This is a genomic window from Streptomyces sp. G5(2025), from assembly GCF_049542075.1.
In the GTDB taxonomy this organism is placed as follows: Bacteria; Actinomycetota; Actinomycetes; order Streptomycetales; family Streptomycetaceae; genus Streptomyces.
Genome location: NZ_JBMUZT010000002.1, coordinates 1,438,732 through 1,461,924 on the forward strand (window position 1 = coordinate 1,438,732; position 23,193 = coordinate 1,461,924).

Here is a 23,193-nt window from a genome sequence, read left to right on the forward strand (position 1 = left end):
CGCCCCGTCGTGCGGGCACCGGCGCGGGCCGCCGCGCGGCACGTGGAACTAGCGCGCGTGCCCGCCGGAGCCTGACGCGTCAGGGCGCCCATGGTTACCGTGACCGCCGCCGTGGCCCGCCCCGTGGTCGAACTTCAGCGCCTCCTTCGGCATCACCACGAAGGGCCGCATCATGCCCATGTCCTCGTGCTCCAACAGGTGGCAGTGGTACATGAAGCGGCCGTACGCGCCGTCGAACTTGCCCATGACCCGCAGCATCTGCCCACCCGGCACCCGAAAGACGTCCTTCCAGCCTCGCTCGTTCGGGGCCAGTGGGATGTCTGTCTTCGGGTCGAAGGCGACCGGGGCGCGGGTGCCGCCGAGGGTGACGTCGAAGCCCGATACGTCGTACGCGTCCCGGCCGAGGATCTGGAAGTCCGCCAGGTGGATGTGCATCGGGTGGAGCACGGGCGGGTTCACCGCGAGGTTGAGGAAGCTCCACTGCTCGTGGCTGCCCTCGGCGATGGTGAAGCCCAGGCCGTCGTTGAAGGTGCGGGCGGTCCGGCGGTAGGTCTTGGTCTTCCCGTCCTCGCCGCGCACCTGGATGATCCCCTCGGTCGGGACACGGAAGTCACCCGGCTCCTCGACCTCGGCCATCTCCCAGATCTCCGGATGGCCGCCGCCGCCCTTGGTGGCGGGCGGCGTCAGCACGATCAGCCGGTGGCCGTGCTCGATGTCGTGCGTCAGCGGGCGGAACGAACCCGAGAGGACCTCCGGCAGTTCGAAGGTGTCCGGCTCGGCGCACTCCCCCACGCGGAACTCCATGACCTGCGGATACCGCACATCATTGGCCGCGTCCGGCACGCCGGGCGCCTGGCCGCGCCCCTTGTTGACAAGGCGCAGCCGCTGACCCGCGAGTCCCCGGAAGTCGATGAGGAGGTCCATGCGCTCGGCGGGCGCGACGGTGAGGGCGGGCAGCGCTCCCTCGAAGTCGACCGGCACGGGGCGCGGCAGGAGGCCGCCGTCGCTGCCGATCTGGTGCAGGACGCCCTGTACGGGGTTGTCGTCCTCGTCGATCAGGACCAGGTCGTAGGTGCGCGCGTTCGACGCGTTGACCAGGCGGAAGCGGTGCCAGGCCGGGGCGACGTCCGCGTACGGCCAGATGCGGCCGTTGACCGTGGTGTAGGGGCCTGTGAAGGGCAGGGAGACCGGCTTGCCCGCCGCGGCGTTCTCAGGGTTCTTCGGGTCGACGATGACGGTCTTGTGCAGGAGGCGGCCGTTGAGCCGGCCGTCGTCGTCCGTGTCGAGGTTGCGGTCGGCGAGCAGCAGCGGTATCTCCCGCTCGCCCGAGGGGAGTTGCAGCGCGTCCTCCTCGTCGTCCCGGACGAGGTAGGTGCCGTACAGGCCCGCGAAGACGTTCCACCGGGTGATGTTCATGGCGTGGTCGTGGTACCACCACTGGACCGCCTGGTGGTCGTTCGGGTATTCGGAGAGCTGGGCGTCGCCGAAACCCACGGCGTTGTCCGCCCAGCCGTCGTTGCCGCCGCCCGTCTGCGCGCCGTGCAGATGCGTCACCGACCAGGCGGGCAGTGCCGCCACGTCCTTGTTCGGCGGGACACCCGCGCGGCCGGGCTCGGTGCTGGGCGGCGGGTCCTTGCGCGGGTCGCCGCGCGGGACCTCGACGGCCGTGACCGGATACTCGCTGCCGTCCGGGATGCGGTTGGTCCAGGCGATACGGACGCGCTGCCCGCGCCGCGCCTCGATGGTGGGCCCCGGCACCGAGCCGTCGTACCCCCACATCAGGGTCGGCGGCAGCTGCGGGTGCAGGCGCACCCAGGTCGGCCGCAGCGCGATCTCCGTCTCCTCGCGCACGTCGGCGGAGTCGGGACGCAGGACGGGCGGGACGGTCAACGGCGCCACGAACGGCTCCAGTTCGCCATCCCTGACGGAAGTCCTGTCGGAGGCCGCGGCCGCGGCCTCCGACAGGACTTCCGGTGCGTCGCCCGGTGCTTCGTCCGGTGCTTCGTCCGGCAGCCGGTTCGTGACACGCTCGATGATGTCGGTCAAGATCGAACACCCCCGTGTTCTTCCCCCATGTCGCGGCCCGGTCGCAGGCCGCCTTCACTCAAGAGGACTCCCGACACGTCACGAGGGTTCCACGAATCCAGCATTCCGGATAAATCCCCCGAACGAGACCGTCCGGGCGGGGAGGGGAGCGCGTCAGCGCAGCCCGGCGATCGAGGGAACGCCCGGCGCCCGGTCCGGCAAGAAGCCGTGCGCCCGCCTCGCCAGGTCCTCGGCGCCGTACCGGCGGCAGCCGCTGTGCCAGTTCAGGATGCCCGCCAGCCAGTTCTGGAGCTCCTCCACGTAGCCGTCCATGACGGCGCGCCCCTCGGCGGACAGCCCGAAGTCCTCGTACAGGACGGGGAACTCGTGCTCGGCCACGTGCTGGAACTGCCGCATGCGCTGTGTCATCAGGTCGTGGATGATGCCGAGCCCGGTCGGGTAGTCGCAGCCGAAGAAGTTCTGCACGACCAGGATGCCGTTGTGGACCTCGCCCTCGTACTCGATCTCCTTCTGGTACGAGAAGACGTCGTTCAGGAGCATCGCGTAGTCCATCGCCGCGTTCTCCAGGGAGCGGACCGGGCCGCTGCGGTAGACCTCCGGGGGCACGGCGGGGCCGTGGCCCATGCGGCACAGGCTCATGGTGAGTTCGGAGCCGAAGGTGGCGCGGCGCATCTCCAGGTAGTCGACCGGGTCGGGGATGCGGTTCTGGAGCTGGTTGGCCAGCTCCCACAGCCAGCTCTCCGTCATGACCACCACGGTGTTCCGTGTGGTGCGCCGCTGCTCCGGGGTCATGTCCCGGGTGGTGCGCGTCCACAGGTCGGCGAGAGCGCGCTCCATGCCGTTGGCGGGCACGGTGGCCGGCGCGCCCTCGATCGGCATGCACCCGGCGAGCCGCTCCGTGCAGAGCCTCGCGGCGGCGAAGTCACGGCGGTGGCCGAAGACCAGGGGGTAGTAGTCGTCGCCGTAGGTGCCCCAGGCCAGCCACTGCGAGCTGAGGTCGAGGGCCTCCGCCGTGCCGTCCGGGCCGATGCCTGCCGCGCACAGCGGAAGGTCGTACGCGTCGAGTTTGTCCTCGTCCCAGACGCCCTCCTCCAGGATGCCCATCGCGTGCGACCAGGCGGTGAGCCGGGGCCGCGCCGCGTCCAGGTGCGGGTTGAGCCGCAGCGGGAACGGCATGAGGAAGTCGGGCAGGAGCGAGGGACCGACCTTCTGGTACGGGACGTGGGTGAAGGCGCGCAGCCGGCCCGCCCCGGCGGCCGCGAGCAGCGCGCCCACGTCGGCGGCGGACGTGCCGAGGCCGGTGGGCCCGGCGAGCGGTGACGTGGCGAGCGCGCCCTCGTTCATGTACCGGCTGGAACGCAGGTGCCATTCGTGGCCGCCCGACTGCCAGTCCTGGAGCCCTCGGGCGTACGCGGCGACAGCGGCGACCTCGGACGGGGTGAGCCCCTTCTCCAGGGCGAGGGCGGGCACTTCGGTGACCGCCGTGTGTTCGAACTGGTGCAGGCGGGAGGTCAGGATGTCGTTGACGGTGTCGGCGGCCTGCTGGGTCGTGCAGCCGAAGAAGGTCTCCAGGACGAGCACGCCGTTGCTCAGCTCGCCCTCGTCCTGTACCTCACGCTGGTACGAGAAAAGGTCGTTGCGCAGGTGGACGCCGTCGGAGAACGTCTCCATGAGCACGCGCAGCGGCCGGGTCCCGGCGACGGCGGCGGGCACTTCGGCGGTCGCGTACTCCACGAGCCCCGCGGACCAGGGGGCACCGCCGACCTTGCGGCGCATCTCGATGTACTCGACGGGGTTGGCGACCCGCCCTTCGTTGATGTTGGACAGCTCCCACAGGGACTCGTTGAGGAGGTGCTCGGTGGACTGCGCGAAGCGGCGGCGCCAGTCGGCGGACATCGCGGGCACCGTGCGCGCCCACAGGTCCGCGAGACCCGCCTCGACGGGGTTGCGCGGCTCGGGCACGGGCGTCGCGAGGTCCATGGGCATGAAGAGGGGCAGCCGGTCGAGGTGGGCCTTGCCGGCTGCCCGGTCCTGGGTGCGTTTGTACATGTCCAGGAAGTGGTCGTCGAAGAAGAAGACCCACACGTACCAGTCGGTGATCAGCGACAGCGCCGGGCCGTCGCAGTCGGGGTGGGTGTACGCGCACAACAGGCCGTAGTCGTGCGCGTCGAGGTCGCTCTGCTCCCAGATGCCGGAGCCCTCCAGCATGCCCATGTCGCGCGCCCACCGCGAGGAGTGCGCGCGCGCCTCCTCCAGGTGCGGGTTGAGCCGCGCGGGATACGGCATGTAGAAGTGCGGCAGTTCGAACGGCTGCGTCATGGCCCCCGCCCTACCCGTGTCCCTGCGCCGTCATCCGGACGGCCGCAGATGATCGCACCATCGCGTGAACCGGGGGCGCACCGGGGGCGCGAAGAGGGCGCACGGAGGCGAGGGCGGCGGCCGGGATGCGCCTCACTGAATCACCGGTTTCCCCGCCTGCGCACGGCTCACGCCTCTAGGCTGCGGACCACCGCCCCGGAAGGAACCACCTCCATGACCGATGCGCTCGACGCGCCGCTGCGAGCGGAGCTGCTCCTCGACCACGAGGTCCCCGAGGACCTCGGCCGGGAGCTGGTCGCCGCGCTCGACGGGCTCGGCGCCCCGCCGGTCCGCGTCCGCCGCGCCCTCGCCCATCGCGGGGCGGCCGACGTCCCGTGGATCGTCCTGGCGTCCCTGCCGCTCCAGGCGTTCCTCAGCGGGCTCGGCGCGGAGGCGGTCAAGGACGCGTACACCGCGTTCAAAGCGGTCGTACGAAGGACAGCGCGCCCGGGGTCTCCCGCGGGGGGCGGGGCCCGGCCCCTGGTGCTCCAGGACCCGGCGGGCGGGGTGAGCGTCGTGCTGGAGCCCGACCTGCCCGCGGAGGCGTACGAACTGCTCGTCGGTCTTGACCTGACGCGGTACACGGTGGGGCCACTGCACTACGACCGCGCCCAGGGCCGTTGGCGCTCGGTCCTTGACGAGGCCGCCGGCTGACGCGCCGGCAGGAGGACGCGGCGGGGCGTTCGCCGCGGATCGGGGGCTGACTGTGACTGCGCAGACCGCGGACGCCGCGGACACGGAGCTGGGCCGCGCCGAACGGGCGTGCGCCGACGGGGAGTCGGCGCTGGCGCGGGGGACGGCCGGGCGGCGGAGGAGTGCTTCCGGGAGGCGCTGGTGTTGGTGTCGGGCGGGGCGGTGGGGGTGGAGGTGGAGGTGGGGGCGGCTCCGGGGCTGGGGTTGGGGTTGGAGCCGGGGTCGGGGTCGGAGCCGGGATCGGGGTCGGAGCCGGGATCGGGGTCGGAGCCGGGATCGGGGTCGGAGCCGGGGTCGGGGTCGGAGCCGGGGTCGGGGTCGGAGCCGGGGTCGGGGTCGGAGCCGGGGTCGGGGTCGGAGCCGGGGTCGGAGCCGGGGTCGGGTCTGGGGGCTGTTCCAGCCTCGGTTTCAGGTTCCGTGTCGGCCGGAGCAGGGAGCGGTGGGGATGGCTGTGCCGGTGCGGGCGAGGGTGACTTCCGTGGCGCCGGGGGCGAAGGCACTGGCCTGAGTGAGGAGGCCGGGCGGGACGGCGGCCCTGGCCCGGTCCCTGGCCCGACCGCCGACCTCGACTCCAGCCCTGGACCTGCCACCGGTCCTGGGCCCGGCTCCGACTCCAGCCCCGGACCTCCCGTCGGCCCCCGGCTCAGCTCCGACTCCAGCCCCGGACCTCCCGTCGGCCCCCGGCTCAGCTCCGGCTCCGACTCCGGCCCCGGGCCGGCCACCGGCCCCCGCCCCGGCTTCGAAGAGGCCGCGCGGCGGATCGTGGCGTGGGCCCGGACCGGTGTCGGGCGGGTGCGGCTCGCCGACGGGGAGGTCGACGCGGCGGTGGCGGAGTTCGGGCGGGCGCGGCGGCTGCGGCCCGGCGCCGCGGGGCCGCTGCACTGGCTGGGCTGCGCGGCCGCGCACCGCGGGGACCTCGCCGCCGCGCGGAGCCACCTCACCGCGGCACTCGCCTGCGCCGTTCCGCACCGCCGCAGCCTGGTGCAACGCGCCTACGTCCACGCCCGCGCGGGCGATCGGGAGGCCGCCCTCGGTGACCTGCGCGCCGCGTCGCGCGTCGCCCCGTTGGACGACGAGGCCCGCTGGGTCCTCGCCGCGCTCTCGGGCCGCCCCGCGCGCGAGGTGGCGCTGCGGCTGCGCAAGGCCGCGGTCACGGGGCTGATGGGTGTCGAGCGCGGGCGGCACGGCGGCGGTGCGGGCGGACCCCGAGCGTGCGGCGGCCCCGAGGTCCGGGAGCATGCCGCTTGGGCGCGGGCCGGGGCGTTGATCGACGCGGCTCGGCGGCTCGACCGGGAGCCGGGCCCCTTCGCCCCGCTGGCCGCCGTCGTCCTCGTCCGCGGTGGACGGCGCGAGGCCGCCCTGGAGTTGCTCACCGAGGCCGCCCGGCACGATCCCGCCGACCACCGGGTCACCCACGCCCTGGCGCTCGCCCTGCTCAACTCGCCGGACAGGGACAGCGGTTCGGGGTGGGAGCGGTGCGTCGCCGCCTGGGCGGCCCTGCTGCACGACGCGGGGTTCTGGGAGCGGGTCCTGGCGGGCGCCGCCCGGCGGTACGGCGTGGCCGTGGAGGCGTCGCTCGTACCCGTGCTGCGGGCGGGGCTGCGCGAGGCGCTGGAGCGGCGCATGCCCGATGACGACGCCGGTACGCGCGTCGCTCCGGGGCCGCTGCTCCGGCGTGAGGCCGACGCCGCGAAGCTGCTCGCCGCCCTCGGCGGCTTTCCCTCGGCCCAAGGCGGTGGGGTGCCGTTGTTCTGCGGGCCGCTGCGCATCGCGGAGCTGGGCAGGGCGGCGGAGTTCGGGGCGTTCGCCGCCGCCCATGAGGCCCGCGTCCTCCAGGCCGCCGCCGGGCCCGGCCGCCTGTCCGGTGCCGCCGACCCGGCCTCCGGGCCTTCATCGACGTACTCCTCCCTGACGTACTCCTCCCTCACATACGCCTTCTCCGAACTCGGCCTCGCGCAACTGCTGTTGGGCCTGGACAAACCGGGCGATGCCCTCGCCGCGCTCTCCGAGCTGCGCTGCCCCGCGTGCCGGGCGGGGCGCGGCGGGCCGGGGGCGGCGGCCGTGTGTGAGCCAAAGTGCGCGCGCTTCGACGAGCTGAATCCCGGGTACGCCGGGCTCCCGGACAAGCACCGCAGGCTGTCCCTCGACGCGCGTGGCCTGGCCCTGGAGGCGCGGCTCAGCATGGGCCGGGCCGAACTGGCCGCCCTACGGCCGGACTTCAGGGCGGCGGCCACGTACTGGCGGCGGGCCCTGGTCCACAGCCGGGAGCTGGAGCGGTACCGCGAGACGCAGACCGCCATCGTCGACATGGCGCTCGGCGCGGCGCGCGCGGCGCACCGTGCGGGACGGCTCAGCCTCGCCGTGTCCACCCTGGAGACGGCGCGTTCGGTGATCGGCGCCAATGAACGCGGGCGGTTGGAGGGGCAGTTGGCGCGCGTGCTCGCGGACCGCGGCATCTCCGTGGCCAACGACCCAAAGGCGTTGCTCGACGAGCCCGCCGCCGATCTGCGCCGCTCGGTCGCGTTCAATCCGCACCTGCTGCGGGCGCAGGTCAGCCTGGGTGTCGTGCTGCGCGGGCTCGCCGCGGCGCGCTGGAGCTCGGGCAGCCTGGCCGGTGCGCGGGACACGCTGCGCGAGGCCGTCGACCAGCTCTCCGCCGCGCTGGCGCACTTTCCCGACGACCCCGACCTGGTGGAGCAGCGGGAGGCCGCGGTCGCCGATCTCGACCACGTCATGTGGCAGCCCGACGAGAGCGGGCAGTGACGGCCGTGCTCGCCTACGAGGAACTGCGCATCCGGGTCCGCCGCGTCGGCGCCGCCCGCTATCTCGTGACGGCCAACGGCCCGGCGAGCGCCGCCGAGATCATCGCGGTCGGCGGGGAACCGGCGGCGTTGCGTGAACAGTGGGAGCGGCTGATCACGGCGGAGCTGGCACTCGCGCCGATGGGCGAACAGCACACCGTGCGGCAGCTGCGCGAGCTCGGCCGCGGGGTGTTCAGGCTGCTGTTCGACGGCGAGGGGAAGGCTCCGGAGGTCGCGCAGAGCGGCACGGGCTGCGGCGCGGCGGGTGAGGGGATCGGTCCGCGTGTCGGGGCCTGTGTCGACGCCGCGCTCGACCGTGCCCAGCGGATGCGGCCACCGCGCGGGCTCCGTCTCCGCTTCGATCTGCCGCCCGAACTGCGCGACCTGCCGCTGGAGGCGCTCTGCGCGCCGCCCGGCAGCCCGCAGCAGTCGCTCGCCCTCAACCACGGCTATTCGCTCGTGCGTTCACTGCCGGGCGGGCCGCTGGGGCAGCGGCTGCCCGACGCCGCGGACGAGCCGAGCCTGATCCGGCTCCTCGTGGCCTGCGCCTCGCCCGCCGGTCCGGCCCCGCTGCGCGTCGCGTCCGAGGTGGCCGCCCTCCGCCACCACCTGCCCGAAGTCGCCGTGCAGACCACGGTGGTGGAGCGGGCCACGCGCGCGAACCTGGAGGCGGCGCTCGCCGCGCACCCCGACCTTCCCACGGCCGTCGTGCTGATCGCGCACGGGGCGTACGACCACGAGATCGGCAAGGGCGTGGTGGCCCTGGAGACGGAGAGCGGCGGCGTCGACCGGGTGCCCGCGGATCTGCTCAGCGGGATACTCCTGAAGGCGCGGCGGCTGCGTCTGGTCGCCCTCAACCTCTGTTTCGGGGCGGACAGTTCGCCTCTCGAACCCTTCTCCGGGGTCGCGCAGGCGCTGATCGGTGGAGGCGTGCCCGCGGTGGTGGCGATGCGCGGGATGGTCAGCGACGCGTCGGCAGGGGCCTTCAGTCCCGAACTCCTGAAGGGCATCGCGGCGAACAGGACCGTCGACGAGTCCATGGCCGCCGCGCGGCTGCACCTCTCCCACCAGCCGGACCACACGGCGGTGGAGTGGGCGACGCCCGCGCTGTTCCTGCACGAGGAGTGCCGGCATGGCTGGCTGTTCAAGGCGCGCGAGGTGCGGGACGACGATGTCGGCCCCGGGGCGGTGGCGGACCCGCTGCGGGAGGGCGCGGACGCGCTGCGGACGTTCCAGAGCCCTGTCGGTCACGTCGGGTCGGCCGTCCTGATCGGCGCGGCACGTTTTCAGCGGGACCTCGGGCACTGGTCGCAGGTGCAGCGGATTCTGCGGACGCCGACCCGGAGTTACGCCGACGAGCAGCGCCGGATGTGCGCCGAGGCCGCCTTCGAGCTGGCCTGGCCCGAGGTCGAGAAGCTGTGCGAGCTGCTCGCCGGGGAGCGGGACACGGCGGGCGCGGCGGCTCAACTCGCCGTCGTCGCGTCGCGGTTGCCGGTCCCCGTCCCTGACTGCCTCGCGGCGGAGGTGGCCGAGCTGGAGCGGCTGGCCGCGCTCGTCGGGCAGGCGCGGGCCGCCGAGGCGTCGGCCGACTGGGCCACCGCCATCAGCCGTTACGAGGAGGTGCTCGCCGCGCGGCCCGCCGGGTTGCGGGACGTGACGGAGAGGCTGGCCGCCGCCCGGGACGAACTCCACGTGGCCCGGACCTGCGAGGCCGCGGAGCGGGCACGGCGGGCGGGCGACTGGGCCACGGCCGGCCGTGCCTACGGCGCGGTCCTCGCGCTGCGTCCGGGGCACGGGGCGGCCACGGCGTGGGCCTCGTACACCGAGGGGCGCGCCGCCGAGGCGGCCGAGGACTGGCAGGCGGCGGAGTCCGCGTACGCGGCGTGCGCGGAGCTGGCGGACGCGGCGGCGCGGGCGGCGTACGCGCGGGGCCGGGCGGCGGCGCGGGACGGGGACTGGCCGGCCGCCCGGGAGGCGTTCACTCAGGCGGGGCCCGAGCGGGGCGCGTGGGGCGCGTACGCGGCGGGACGGGCGGCGGAGGCGGACGGTGCGTGGGGCGCGGCGGCGGAGGGGTACGCGGCGGCGGACGGCTTCCTCGACAGTGGCGTACGGCACCTTTACGCGCGAGGGCGCGGCGCGGCGGACGCCGGTGACGTCGTCGAGGCGCTCACCTCTGTGTCGGCGGCGGCCGCGCGGGGCTGGGACACGGAACCGTTGCTCGGGGAGCTGCGGCACCGCGTGTACGAGGCGGCGCTCCGCGCGGCGGAGTCCGCCGACTGGCCGACGGCGCTCGGCCACGTGACGCTCTTGCCGCCGGGCTACCGCGCGGCCGGAGTGCTCCTCCTGTACGTACAGGGCCAGTTGGCGGCGAGCGCGGGTGACTGGGCGGGGGCGGCGGAGGCGTTCGGGGAGGCCACCGAGGGGCACGGCCCCGGGCCCACCGGCGACGCGCCCCACCTCCGGGTGTACGCCCTGGGCCGCCTCTGCCAGGAGCGGGGCCGCTGGGCCGAGGCGCTCGCGCACTTCGCGGGGCTGCCCTCGGAGTTGGCGGACGTACCGGACCGGGTGCTGTACTCCCGGGGGCGGGCCGCCGACGAGCGGGGCGAGTGGACCGGCGTCATCGACGGTTTCGGGCGACTGCCCGACACCTACGCGGACGGCGAGGTGGGTGTCCGGCGCCGTTACGCACGCGCGCGCGTCGCCGCCGATCTGCGCGCCGACTGGCCCGCGGTGCTGAGCCTGCTCACCGGAGTCCCGGACGCGGCCCGCGAGGGAGCCGTGGCCGCGCTGCGCCGCAAGGCGGAGGGCCGCCAGGCGGAAGCGGCGGGGGACTGGGCGTCGGCGTGCGAGATCCACGCCCGCGCTTTCCCGGACGGCCCGCCGGACTTGCCGCCCGCGAGCCGCGAACCGGCGCCGGGTGACGGCCTGGGGGCCACGCCCGACCCGGCCCCCGACGACCCGGACGCCACAGGCCGCGGCGATGCCCCGGACGCCGGACACGACACCGCACCCGGCAGGAGCCCGAGCCCCGCCTCCCACCACGACCAGCACACCACACCCGCCACCGACGACGATGTGGCCCCGGGCCTGACACGCCACACCGCACCCGGCAGGGGCCCGGACTCGGCACCCGACACCGACCGGGCCCCGGGCGCCAAGCGCGGCACCGGACCCGGCAGGAGCCCGAGCCCCGCCTCCAACCACGACCAGCACACCACACCCGCCACCGACGACGATGTGGCCCCGGGCCTGACACGCCACACCGCACCCGGCAGGGGCCCGGACTCGACACCCGACACCGACCGGGCCCCGGGCGCCAAGCGCGGCACCGCACCCGGCAGAGCCCCCGACCTCGCCCGCGACACCGGCCCGGGCAAGGGCCCGGACCTCACTCCGCCTTCCGCACCCGACCGCAACCAGCACGCCACGTCCGGCACCGGCCTCCGGGGCACTCCGAACGCCGGCCGCGGCGTCGCCCCCGCCAGGTACCCGAGCCCCACCCCCGCCCACAGCCCGCACGCCACGTCCGGCACCGGCCCCACCGGGGGCCCGCACGCCGCATCCGGCCCCGACCGCGACCCGCACGCCACGCCCGACACCGACCCCGGCGGAGACTCCGACCCCACGCCACTCGACCCCGCCCCCGGCCGCACCCCCCTCGACGAAGCCACCCACCTCTACCGTTACGCCCTCGCCCGCGCCCACGAACTGGCCGGCCGCTGGACGGACGCGCTCCGTCTCTATCAGGTCATGGACGAGCGGTGGGCCGACGTCGGCACGCGGCGGCGGTATGTGCGGGCCCGTATCGACGAGGACGGGGCCGAGGGAGGTGAGGCCTGGCGGCGGGTCGTGGGGGCGTATGAGGCGTTGGAGCGGGCGGAAGGCCATGGCATGGACGTCGGCGTCGACGTCGGCGTCGCCACCCGGGGGCGGTACGCGCGGGTGCGGCTCGCCGAGGCGGAGGGGGACTGGGCCTGTGTCGTCGCCGAGGCCGACGCGCTCGGGGCGTACCGGGACGCGTCCGCCGTCGCCGCCTACGCGCGCGGACGCCTCGCCGACGCGCACCAGGAGTGGCAGCGGGCCGCCGACGCCTTCCGGGGGTGCCCGGGGTACCGGGACGCCGACGCCCATTTGGCTTATGCCCAGGGGCGGTTGCTGGAGTCCGCGGGCAAGTGGAGCGCGGCCGTCGCCGCGTACGAGCGGGCCCGCGGCGTGCTGGGCCGCGCCGACGTGCGGTGCCGCAGGCTGCGGCGGCTCCTCGCGCTGCTCCCCTGGGCGGACGGCATCATCAGCGCCCCCCTGGTCGCCGACCCGTTCGCGCTGCGCGACCAGGCCTTCCCCTACCTCGCCCTGCGGGACGCCGGCGTCGACCCCGGCGCCTCCATGGACGTGGTGAAGAACGCCTCGTACGCGCTGCTGGAGCGCGGTTCCATGTCCTGGCACGAGCGCGTTGCCCTGGAGCGGCTGCGGCTGCCGGGCAGGCGGTTGCGGCTCGACGCCCTGCTCTACCGGTGGCACTCCCGCGAAGCCCTGCGCGACGCCCTCGCCGGGCTCTCCCCGGACGAGGGGCCCGGCCTCCTGGACGCCCTGTGCGAGCGCTTCCCGCGCGACGCCCCGCTGCTGCTGCTCCTCGCGCGGGACCGCGAGGCCGCCGCGACCGAGTGGGAGCGGCGCCTGAAGCAGGCGCCCGGTGACATGGCCGTGGTGCACGGCCTGGCCGCGGCCCGGCTGTGGCAGGCGCAGGAGCTGGAGCAGACCGGCGCGTGGGAGCACGCGGTGAGTGCCTGGGAGGCGGCGCTCGCGTACTGGGCGACGCTGCTGAGCGACGACGAGTACTGGGACGGCTGGCGCGCCGAACGTGCCGCCTGCTACGAACGGGACCTCACCCACGAGGACATGGCGTCACTGCGCTGGGAGCTGAGCCAGCACCTCTTCGGCCAGCTGTCGGCCTTCGAGCAGCGGCACACCGAGCAGGACCAGCCCCAACAGGCCGCTTCCTACCGGGCGTTGGCGGGGCTCCTGGAATCGGAGCTGGGCGGTGCCCGCGTACTGAAGGACGTGGGCGGCCTGCCGTCCGTGCCGGGCGCGGGCGCCACGCTGGCCTGCGGGCCGCGCTATCTGCGGCTGCTGCGCCTCCAGGAACCCCTTGGTGAGCTCGTCGCGAGCCTCGACGCGGCGGCCCAGCGGGGCAAGGATCCCGGCGAGTACGCGGTGCGTGAGCTGCGCTGGGCCTTCTCGGAGCTGGCACGCGGCTTCGCCCTGTCGGAGGTGCGCAAGTTCGGCCACGCCCTGCGCGCCCTGCCCGCGCTGCGCACGCTGAGCACCCTGCCGAAGGACTGCGCGGGCCCCGCCTCGGCCGCCGGGCACGCTGAAGAGTGCGCGTACTGCCAGGACTTCCTGCTGCGCAACCCCGCGTACGTACAGCTGCCGCGCCGGCACGCCCGCCTGCTCCAGGACGGCGTCGAACTGGCCGTGCACGTCCGCCTCGCGCTGGCGAAGGCCGCGCTGACGCGGGGCGACGGCGGGCTGGACGAGGCCCTCGGGCACTGGCGGGAACTGGTGCGGGTGTCCCGCGACGCCGGGATGCAGGCCCGCTCGAAGAAGGCCGTGATCCGCACGGTCCTCGGCCGGGTCGAGGCTCTCACCGGGGAGGACGGCGTGCAGCTCGGCCCCTGTCTGGACGAGGCCGTCACGCTCGTCGAGTCCGCCACGGCCGTGCTGCACCCCCTCGACCGTGAGCTGCTCGGCCAACTGCACGCGAGGCTGTCGGCGTTGCTGTCCATGCGGGGCGTGTGGCGCGGCTACACCCGCACCAAGCACGGCATGCGCTCCGACGTGTACGGCGCGGAGGCCGACCTGCGCCGCGCGCTCGCCCTCAACCCGGAGTCGAGCCACGCCCGCGACAACCTCGCGCGGGCCCTCGTGTTCACCCTGGACGAGCGGACGTACGAGGTGCCCGCACGTCTGGAGCTGCTCCATGAGGCGCTCGACCTGCTTGACGTCGGCCTCGGGCAGGCCCTGACGCACCGTTACCGCGAGACGCTCGGCGAGGCGCTCGACGAGATGGAGAAGCTCATCACCCGGCATCTCGGCGTCGGGGGCATGGGTGATTTGATCCGCAGCGACGGCCAGGAGACGCCACCGGACGACGACGATCTGCCGTTCTGGGCCGCGGAGTTGACGGCCAAGGCGGAGCGGGCGCTGCGCGGCGGGGAGATCCTGTGGGCGCTGCACCATCTGATCCGCGCCACCCGCGCCGAACCCACCGACAGCCGGATCAGGCAGGCCCTCCTCGACGCGGCGCGCCGCTGGCTGGCCGAGCTGAGGCCCGACCGAGCACGGAGCACGACCCCGCGAGGAACCCCCGAGACCGAAGCAGGAGGCAGTGTCGCGTGATCAAGGACCCCGACGCGAGCTGGGAGGGCCCCTTCCCCTATGACGCGCTCGCCCCGGCCGGTGTGACCCCCTGGACGACGCACGCCGACATGCGGGACGTCTCCTTCGAACTGCTCGCCCGGCATCTGATGACGCCGGTCACCCAGCAGGCGTGGGACGAGCTGCGCGGCGTACGCCGCAGGCTGCTCGTCGACCTGCTCCTGTACGACGTGGACCTGGCCGCTGAACTTCCGGGCGCCGCGGCCGAGTTCGAACGGCTGTTGGTCACGCTTCAGCCACCGATGCCCGTGGACGAGCCGAGCGGCGTACCGCCCACCCCGCTTCCGGAGGCCACCACGCGGCTCCTGGACGACCTGATCCGCTTCGATGTCTGATCCGACGGCACGGCTCGCCTACGAGCACGCCCGCGACCTGGCCGCCCGCGACGCGGCCCATCAGGCCCTGACCGAACGGCTGTTGCTGCGCTTCGCCGACGTCCTTGACTCCTTCGACCGGCTCCTCGCGGACGGCGCGGCGAGCGACGTCCGGACGTACCGCGGAAGCCTCACGCTGATCGCCGGGCAGCTGGAAGCGGCGCTGGCCGAGGAGGGAATGGAAGGGGTCGGGCGGGTCGGGGAGCGGGCGGAGCCGGCGACGCACCACGTGGCCGAGGTGCGCCCCGCGCCTCCCGGCGCCGGTGCCGACGAGGTCCTTGAGATTCTCCAGCGCGGGTATCGATACCGGGGGCACGTGCTGCGCGCCGCCCGGGTGGTCGTCGCCGTGGACGGCGACACGGTGGACGGCGACACGGTGAAACACGGCACGGAGCAACGGACGGAGCGGGAATGAAGGCCATCGGCATCGACCTCGGCACCACCAACAGCGCGGTCGCCGCCCACGATCCGCACCGCGCGGACATCGCGGTGCTCACCAACAGCAAGGGCGAGCGGCTCACCCCGTCGGTCGTCGGCATCGCGCACCGGGACGGCAAAAACCAGCCGCTGGTCGGCGAGGACGCGCTGAACTGGGCGATCATGCAGCCCAAGGAGACCATCGCCTCCGTGAAGCGCCTGATGGGGCGGGACTTCGCCGACGCCTCCGTGGTCCAGGCGCGCGACCGGATGAGTTACGAGATCGTCGCGGGCCCCGAGACGGACCCCGCGCGCATGTGATGCTCGGCGGCCGGGCCCGCACCCCCGCCGAGATCTCCAGCGTGATCCTGGACAAGCTGGTCAGGGACGCCTCGCGCACCCTCGGCGAGCCGGTGACGCACGCCGTGATCACCGTGCCCGCCTACTTCCGTGACGCGCAGCGCGCCGCCACGCGTGAGGCCGCCGAGAAGGCGGGCCTGGTGGTGAAGAAGATCGTGGACGAGCCGACGGCCGCCGCGGTCGCCTTCGGCCTGCACAAGCCCGGCGGGGCGCGCAGCCGGGTCCTCGTCTACGACCTCGGCGGCGGCACGTTCGACATCTCCGTCCTGAACGCCGTCAAGGACCAGGAGGGCCGCAGCCAGTTCCAGGTGCTGCGCTCGGCGGGCGACATCTGGCTGGGCGGCGACGACTTCGACCTCGCGATCGTGGAGCACATCATCGCGTGGATGCGTGAGCAGCACCGCGTGGACCCGGCCGGTGACAAGGCGTTCCTCTTCCACGCGAAGAAGGCCGCCGAGCGCGCCAAGCGGGAGCTGAACGACATGGAGGAGACGTACATCGTGATCCCGGCGGCGTACCGGGGCGCGGACGGTGTCATCGACGTCGAGATGAAGCTGACGCGCGTCGAGTTCAACGCCATGATCGCGCCGCTGGTCGGCCGGACCATGTCACTCGTCCAGGAGACCCTCGCGCGGTACGAACTGTCCACGGACGACATCTCGGACGTCCTCCTGGTGGGCGGCGGCACGCTCACGCGGCCCGTGTACGAGGCGGTCGAGGCGTTCTTCGGCGCGGACAAGGTCCGCAGGAACATCAACCCCATGGAGTGTGTCGCGTTCGGCGCGGGCGTCCTCGCCGAGACGCTGCGCGGCGTGGAGTGCTCGGACCCGGAGTGCGCGAAGGTCAACGAATACGGGGCGAGCGCCTGCGTGGCGTGCGGCCGGAGCCTGGCCGACGGGCGGTCCAAGGGCGACACGGGCCTGTACGAGTCGACGCCCATGGCGATGGGCATCGCCGCGATCAAGGGCAGCCAGCGCGACGTGTTCGTCGAGATCATCGAGGCGGGCTCGCCGTACCCGCTCTCCGAGCCGCGCCAGCGCACCTTCCACGCGACGGACAGCCGCCGCATCCGGGTGCCGGTGTACGAGGGCGACAGCAAGGTGGCGAGCGAGAACCACGAGCAGGGCGTGGTGGAGTTCGAGCTGCCGCAGGAGATCGAGGTCAACCGCCAGGTGGACGTCTCCTTCAACTACTCGGCGGACCGCATCATCACGGTGAGGATCAGCGTGCGCGGCACCGACATGGTCCTGGAGGCCACGCCCAACCGGGAGAAGCCGCGCACCCCGCCGCCCGAGCCGGTGGAGGAGCTGGTGGACAGCGCGGTCCTGCGCGAGCAGCTGGCGTTCGCCGAGCGGGAGGCCGACCACTTCCTGAAGCGGTACGGGCCCTACATCGAGCCGGTGCAGGCGATGAAGGTGCGCCGCGACATCGAGCAGGCGCAGCGGGCGGTGGCGATGGGCGACAGCGGCGAGTACAAGCGCCTGACCGAGCTGCTGCTCGACGACATGTACCGCCAGTGCGGTCTGGCGAGCCAGTTCCGCCAGGCCGAGCTGGCCTCGGAGGGCGCGCCACCGGAGACGGTCCGGCAGATCAACGAGGCGGTCGAGTACGTCAAGCAGGCCCACCGGCAGGGCAACCGCGTCCAGACCGCCCAGCAGGCGCGCAACCTCGTGAACCTGGTGGCGGTCGCCCAGTCCGAGCGTGCCGTGCCGACGCTCCCCGACAAGCCGGACTACGAGGGCATCCTGCGGTTCGCGGACGAGACGGCCGGCGGATGACACGGGAGCGGCAGGACGACCGCGAGGAGCGCCCCGCGTCGGGTCCGGCCCCCGTCAGTCTCGGGATCGACTTCGGTGCCACCGGGCTGCGGGCGCTCTTCGCTCGGCAGGACCGGCCGGGGCGGCGCCTGGAGGTGGGGGCCGGGTACGGGCCGTGGCTCCTGTGCGAGCCTGCCGTGACCGGCGAGCTGCCGGTGGCCTTTCCCAGCCTCAAGAGCCGTCTGGGCAGCGGGCGTCCGGTGCGGGCGGGCGGCACGCCCAGCTCGCCGGCGGTCGAGGCGGACCGGCTCGTGGTGCGTCTGCTGCGGTCCCTGCGGGAGCGCGTGGAGGCGGCGGCGCCGGGGCGGGTGACGCAGACCGTGATCAGCGTGCCCGCGCGGTTCGGCTCGGCGCAGCGGGCGGCGCTGCGGGACGCGGCGCGCGAGGCGGGGCTCGATCCCGCGCGGCTCGTCAGCGACTCCATGGCCGCGGTGATCGGCCACACGACGGAGCGGGACAGCGGCACGTTCCTGGTGTACGGCATGGGGTACGAGGGGTTCGAGCTCGGCCTGGTCCGCAGCGTGCGCGGCCATTTCCGCTCGCTGGGTTACGAGGGCGGGGCCACGTCGGGCGGTCGCGCGTTCGACGCGGAGCTGTTGTCGTCGGCGGTCAGGCTGCTGCGCAGGCACCGCGGTCCGGGCTCGGTCGAAGAGCTCGACGCGGCCATGTGGCTGAGGCTTCGCGCGCGCGGGCAGGAGGCGCGGGAGGCGCTCGGGTCGGCGGGCGGTCCGGAGGCGGCGCTGCTCGACCTGGAGCTCGGGGCGGGGCCCCCGCTGTGGATGCGGATCGCGCGGCACGACCTCGACGCGTACCTGGACCGGCATGTGCGGCGCACGCTCGACCGGGCGCGGACGCTGCTCGACCAGGCGGGGATGCGGACCGAGGACATCGACACGGTGCTGCTGGTGGGCGGCAACACCCGGATGGACCAGGTGCGTTCGCGGGTCGAGGGGCTCGGTGGCCGGAGCGTCCTGGCACCGCCCGGGCTGCTGGCGCTCGGCGCGTTGAAGCACGCGGTGCGGCTGGCGGGCGGCGCGGCGTCCTCGGGCCCCTCGGCCCTGGAGGAGGGCCCGCTGGAACCGGCCACGGCCTCCCAGGACACCCTCTCGGACGCGCCGCCGCTCACCGCGACACTGGTGGGCGCCGAAGCGGTGGCCGGACAGGACGGGGGCCCCGCACCGGCTGCGGGCGCCGCCGCTCCTGCCTTCGGGGCCGCGCGTGACCCCCGCGAGGCCGTGGCGCTGCTCGAAGCGCGCGCCGACCGGGAGTCCCTCGGCGGCGGCCGCGACGTCGAGCGGGCGCGGCTGCTCGTCCGTCAGGGACACCGGGAGACGGCCGCCGCCCTGCTCCGCGAGATCATCGCCGAGGCGCGGGAGCTGCTCGACGACCTGGACCGGCCGGACCCGCCCGCGCCCCGCCCCGCCACCGCACTGCCGGAGCCGCCCGCCCCGGAGCCCGCGCCCGCCCCGGTGCTCGACTACGCCTCGCAGCGCCAACTCGCCCGCGCCCAGGCGCTGTTGTCCCTCGGCCGGTACGACCACGCGGTGCAGGCCGCGCACGTCGCCTGGCAGGACGCGGCGACCAGGCCGGCCGGCGCCGACATGCTGGACGCGATGATCGACGTGCACTGCGTGGCCGCGATGGCCGACATGTCCCCCGAGCACTTCGCCGACGCCGAGCGGTGGCTCAACTGCGCGTACAACCACGACCCGACGAACGTCCGCGTGCGCGGCCTGCTCGCCGAGCGGACCTACCGGCACGCCGTGGAGCTGGACCGGCGCGGTGAGCGGGATGAGGCCGTCGAGGCCCTGGGGAAGTGCCTGACGTGGGACCCTGAACACGCCGACGCCGAGGCGCTGTTGCGGCGACTGAACCGTGACGGCAGGAACCGGCGGGGCAGGGGTGACGTCCTCGGGTAGAGGACCCGCAGCCCGGCCCCGCACGCCAGGGAGGAACCCGCTTGACGCCCGCACAACTGCTCGACAAAGCCTTGATCATCAAGGAGTTGCGGCGGCTTGCTGCCCTGCCGGCCCTGGAGCCGCGCGGCGCCGAACTGACCGCCCTGCACCGGGACCTGGGCTCGATGACCCGGCTCGACAGCTGGGCGGAGCTCGACCTCGTACAGACATACGTACGCCCGGAGAGCGTGCGGACACCGCCGGAACAGACGTCGGGGCGCCGCGACCGCCTCCTGGAGGCGGTGCTCGGGATCCTCGTCTTCATCCCGCTCCTGATCACCTGGTTCGGCCTGCGGGAGGCCGTGCGGGCGTACAGCGAACTGGCCGAGGAGAACCGCAAGCAGGCGACGCGACCCTTTCTCCAGCTGTGGCAGTCGGGCTTCGGCGGACACCTGTCGCCGCTCGGACGGTTCGAGAACGTGGCCTTGATGGCCGTCCTGCTCATCGCCCTGCTCGTGGGCCTGTCGGTGTGGCACGCGCGCGTGCGGGCACGGGCGGAGCGCGACGACGCGGCACGGGAGGCCGAGAAGGAGCGGTTGCTCGCCGAGCTGGCGTCGGTGCTCACGCGTACGCAGATGCTGCTCGCACCGCACCGCAGCGCCTCCCCGCAGCAGTTCACCGCCGAGCTGACGAAGGCCGCCACGGAGATGGGCGCCCTCGCGACGAAGGCCGAGCGGAGCCACAACGCGCTCAGCGGCGCGATGACGTCCGTGGGACAGGCCACCGACGAGCTGAAGAGCGCGGCACTGTCCCTCACCAACGAAGTGCCGAGGCTCGGCGCCGTGGCGGACCGCATCAACACTGCCCTGCGCGACGGTACGGCGGCGACCGCCAAGGCGGGCCGGGCCAACGCGCTCGCGGCCCGCGGGATCGCCGACCACGTCAAGGCAGCCGGCGACACGGTCCAGGCGTCCCTGAAGGCCCTGGTCGCCGCGCAGCAGTCACTCGTCGCGAAGTCGGAGTCGGTGGCGCGGGCGACGGAAGCGGCCTCGCAGGCTCTGGTGACGAGCACCGGCCGCACGGGCGACGCCGTGGACGGCATGCGCGAGGCCACGGAGCGGTGGGACGCGGCGGCCGCCCACTGGCAGGACGCGGCGGCCCGCCTCGACGCCCGCATGGACACCCTCGCGGGGGCGCTGCCCTCCCTCGCGTTCTCCCCGGCCGCGGCCCCGGGCCCGGCCCCCGCACCGGCCCCCGGCGGCCCGTACACCGGGAACGGTCACCGCAACGGCACACCCACCGAGGGCCGCGGTGCCGTATCCCCGCCGCCCGCTCCCCGGGACGGAGGCTCCGCGTGACCCGAGGGCGGCCGGGGCGCGGGCGCGGCGGGCGGCTCGGCGTGGTCGCCCTGGCGGGATGGCTCTTCGCCGACCTGCTGCTCGTACTCGCGCTGGTGTCGATGGCCGACCGCCCGGACCCGCAGGCCGACGACCGCCCCAAGCCCTCGCCGTCGAAAAGCGGTTCCCCCTCCCCCACCCCGACAGGGCCCCGCTCCGTGGACCGCCACCCCGAGGAGTTCAAGGTGTCGGGCAGGGACAAGGGCGACCTCGTCTCGCAGATCGCGAAGAGCACCCGCAAGTGGTCGGGCCGCACGGCCGCACTCGTGCTGACCTTCGGCGGCGGCCCGAACGGCACGGCCTACGCCCACCGCGTCAACGGCCTGCTCGGCAAGGGCCGCCCGGACATGTTCACCAAGAAGACGGCGACGGACGACTTCCACAACCTCGGCGAACGGCCCGGGACCGCCGAGGTCCGGGTGTACTTCTACACGGCGCCGGGCGGCTGAGCCATGGCCGTCCTGCGCCCCGGCGAACACCCGAGGGCGAGCGGCGCCCGCCCGCCGCTGCCCGCCCTGCCCCGCACTCCCGGGATGCGGGGGTACGTCGCGCTGCGCGAGGCCCTGCGCGAGGAAGGCTTCCGGCACGCGGCGGACGTGCTGCGGGCCCCGGCGGCCGCGCCCGCGGCGGACGCCCTCTTCGGCACGCTCCCGAGGGCCGACACGGACGACGGCTTCCGGGTCCTGGACGGGCTCTGGTTCCCCGGCCGCGGCGGCAGCTGGCGGCGCGTCGACCAGCCGTACGTCCATGAGGCGATGGCACGCTGGCAGAGCTCGCCGGATCCGCGCGCCCCCCGGGCCGCGGCTCTGCTGGCCGTCCTCGCGACGGTCCTGATGGAGGACGCGATGGGCCTGCGCCGCATCGTCCTGTGGGAGGTGTGCTGCCTCCTCACCGAAGGCGGCTCCCGGGGCGGCGGCGCGCCGGGAGCCGCCGAGGCCGTCGCGCTCGGCGTGCACCGCGGCGAGGCGGCGCAGCTCGCCGCCGCGGTGGCCGCCGGGTTCCCCGGGCCGGGGCCCGCACGACACGCCGCGGAGACCCTCGCCGACGTCTGGCCGGGGGAACGGCTGCGCGAGGCGGAGCGGGTCGTGGCGCGGCTGCCGAGCGCCTCGGTCTACCTGGACGGGCCGGACGACCACCGTCTGGCCGCGCTCGTCGGCTCCGTGCGCGCGCGAGCCGCGGAAGTGGGCCGGCTCACCGCCGAGGCCGCGGAGTCGGAGGCTACCGGCGCCCTGCGCGCGTCCGCCAGGGCCTGGCTGGGCGCGCTCCGTCTGGCCAGGGACGACGCCGACGCCCAGGCGGGCCTGCTGCGGGTGGCCGCGCTGCTGGCCGACGACCCCTTCGCCCCGGCGGAGGCCGTGGTGAGCGCCACGGCCGACGACCGGGAGGTACGGCTGTCCTGGCGCCCGCCGCAGCGCCCGGCCGACGGCGTCACCTACCGCGTCCTGCGCTTCCCCGACGGCGCCCCGCACCTGGCGGTCGAGACGGCGGCGGGCGGGACGGGACCGTGCGGCGTCGACGCCGACGCCCCCGTGGGCCGCCCGCTGCGCTACGCCGTCTTCCCGCTGCGGTCGCAGGGCCGCGTCGCCGGGGTGCCGCGCGTCACCCGCCCGGTGCTGCTCACGCCCGTCGTGACGGAGCTGCGCGCCGCCGTGGTGCCGGGCGGCGTACGGCTGCGCTGGCGGCCCGACCCGGTGGCGGCCGAGGTGCGGGTGACGCGTTCGGGCGCCGCCGACGACGCCACGGGCTGGGGCGGGCGGTCGCTGGTGCGCGTGGACTGCGCCCACGACCGGCTGCTCGACACGCCGCTCGCCCCGGGGACGTACACGTACGAGGTGCGCTGCGGCTACCGCGATCCGGCCGGCGACCTCGTGTGGTCCCGTGGCGTCACGCTCGACGTGCGCGCCGAGCGGTGGCCCTCACCGGTGGAGGAGCTGACGGTGCGGCGGCACCCGGACGGCGGGCGGGTGACCATCGCCTGGCGGCCGCCCGCGGTCGGTGACGGGATGCTGCTGCCCTGGACGGCGGGGCCGGTGGCACCGGGCACGGACGTGTCGGACCTCGTGGGGGCGGTGGACCGCATCCCCGCGACCTCGGTCGGCGCCGAGTCGTGCGCGGAGCTGGTCCCGCCGCCCGAGCGGCGCGTCCGCGTGACCGCGGTGAGCGTGCTCGGTGAGCGGGCCGTGTCCGGGCCGAGCGTCGTCATCGAACACCCGGCGGCCATCGCTGATCTGACGGTACGACGGCTGGGCGCCGACCGGGCCGAGGTACGGTTCGCGTGGCCCGAGCCGGCGGTCCTGGTCCGGGTGGCGTGGAGCGACGGGACGCGGGGCGGGGAGCGCCGGGTGCCGCGCAGCGCGCTGCTCGTTGGGCGGGTGGAGATCCCGGTCTCCGCCGAGGAGTGCGCGGTCACCGCGGTGCCGCTGCCGCGCCCCGACGCCGTGGCCATCGACACGGCGCCGGCCCGCGCGGTACTGCCCGCGGCACCCCCGCCGCCTCCGCCGCCTCCGCTGCCGCCCGCGGCGCCTTGGTGGCGGGGGTGGTGGGGGCGTTGGCGGCAGCAACGACCGTGAGGCGGCGGGGGCGCGGGGCGCCCGGGG

11 protein-coding genes and 1 pseudogene are annotated in these 23,193 nt (G+C 74.9%); 10 read left to right on the forward strand and 2 right to left on the reverse strand.

The annotated features are described in order from the left end of the window. Positions 1-48: 48 nt before the first annotated feature. Both phsA and cyc2 read right to left on the reverse strand, forming a co-directional pair. Positions 49-2,046 (reverse strand): O-aminophenol oxidase PhsA, encoded by a 1,998-nt coding sequence (gene phsA, locus ACOBQB_RS06875; protein WP_423589595.1) that lies wholly within the window; start codon positions 2,044-2,046, stop codon positions 49-51. 153 nt (positions 2,047-2,199) lie between these two features. Beyond that, positions 2,200-4,365 (reverse strand): germacradienol/geosmin synthase Cyc2, encoded by a 2,166-nt coding sequence (gene cyc2, locus ACOBQB_RS06880; RefSeq protein WP_423589597.1) that lies wholly within the window; start codon positions 4,363-4,365, stop codon positions 2,200-2,202. Positions 4,366-4,578: 213 nt separating this feature from the next. Here cyc2 and ACOBQB_RS06885 point away from each other — a divergent pair, with 213 nt between their 5' ends. The 10 genes and pseudogenes from ACOBQB_RS06885 (at position 4,579) to ACOBQB_RS06930 (ending at position 23,166) form a co-directional block, all read left to right on the forward strand. Further along, complete coding sequence (locus ACOBQB_RS06885; RefSeq protein ID WP_423589599.1) at positions 4,579-5,058, forward strand: hypothetical protein; 480 nt, start codon at positions 4,579-4,581, stop codon at positions 5,056-5,058. Between the two features lie 801 nt (positions 5,059-5,859). Further along, complete coding sequence (locus tag ACOBQB_RS06890; RefSeq protein WP_423589601.1) at positions 5,860-7,860, forward strand: hypothetical protein; 2,001 nt, start codon at positions 5,860-5,862, stop codon at positions 7,858-7,860. Then, on the forward strand, positions 7,833-14,294 hold the full coding sequence (locus ACOBQB_RS06895; protein WP_423589603.1) for a CHAT domain-containing protein: 6,462 nt from the start codon (positions 7,833-7,835) through the stop codon (positions 14,292-14,294). The genes ACOBQB_RS06890 and ACOBQB_RS06895 overlap by 28 nt, the downstream gene beginning before the upstream one ends. Beyond that, on the forward strand, positions 14,291-14,668 hold the full coding sequence (locus ACOBQB_RS06900) for a hypothetical protein (protein WP_423589605.1): 378 nt from the start codon (positions 14,291-14,293) through the stop codon (positions 14,666-14,668). Before ACOBQB_RS06895 ends, ACOBQB_RS06900 begins: the two co-directional genes overlap by 4 nt. After that, positions 14,661-15,122: a nucleotide exchange factor GrpE gene (locus tag ACOBQB_RS06905; protein ID WP_423589607.1), complete on the forward strand. Its 462-nt coding sequence runs from the start codon at positions 14,661-14,663 to the stop codon at positions 15,120-15,122. Before ACOBQB_RS06900 ends, ACOBQB_RS06905 begins: the two co-directional genes overlap by 8 nt. After that, positions 15,119-17,262 (forward strand): annotated as a pseudogene (locus ACOBQB_RS06910) (Hsp70 family protein). The gene ACOBQB_RS06905 and the pseudogene ACOBQB_RS06910 overlap by 4 nt, the downstream one beginning before the upstream one ends. Beyond that, the gene (locus ACOBQB_RS06915) at positions 17,259-19,220 is read left to right on the forward strand and encodes an Hsp70 family protein (RefSeq protein WP_423589609.1); all 1,962 of its coding nucleotides are present in this window, start codon (positions 17,259-17,261) and stop codon (positions 19,218-19,220) included. The pseudogene ACOBQB_RS06910 and the gene ACOBQB_RS06915 overlap by 4 nt, the downstream one beginning before the upstream one ends. A gap of 41 nt (positions 19,221-19,261) precedes the next feature. Further along, positions 19,262-20,557: a hypothetical protein gene (locus ACOBQB_RS06920; RefSeq protein ID WP_423589611.1), complete on the forward strand. Its 1,296-nt coding sequence runs from the start codon at positions 19,262-19,264 to the stop codon at positions 20,555-20,557. Next, a complete protein-coding gene (locus ACOBQB_RS06925; protein ID WP_423589613.1) occupies positions 20,554-21,045 on the forward strand; it encodes a hypothetical protein in 492 nt (163 codons plus the stop codon). Before ACOBQB_RS06920 ends, ACOBQB_RS06925 begins: the two co-directional genes overlap by 4 nt. 3 nt (positions 21,046-21,048) lie before the next feature. Next, on the forward strand, positions 21,049-23,166 hold the full coding sequence (locus ACOBQB_RS06930) for a hypothetical protein (RefSeq protein WP_423589615.1): 2,118 nt from the start codon (positions 21,049-21,051) through the stop codon (positions 23,164-23,166). Positions 23,167-23,193 lie beyond the last annotated feature (27 nt).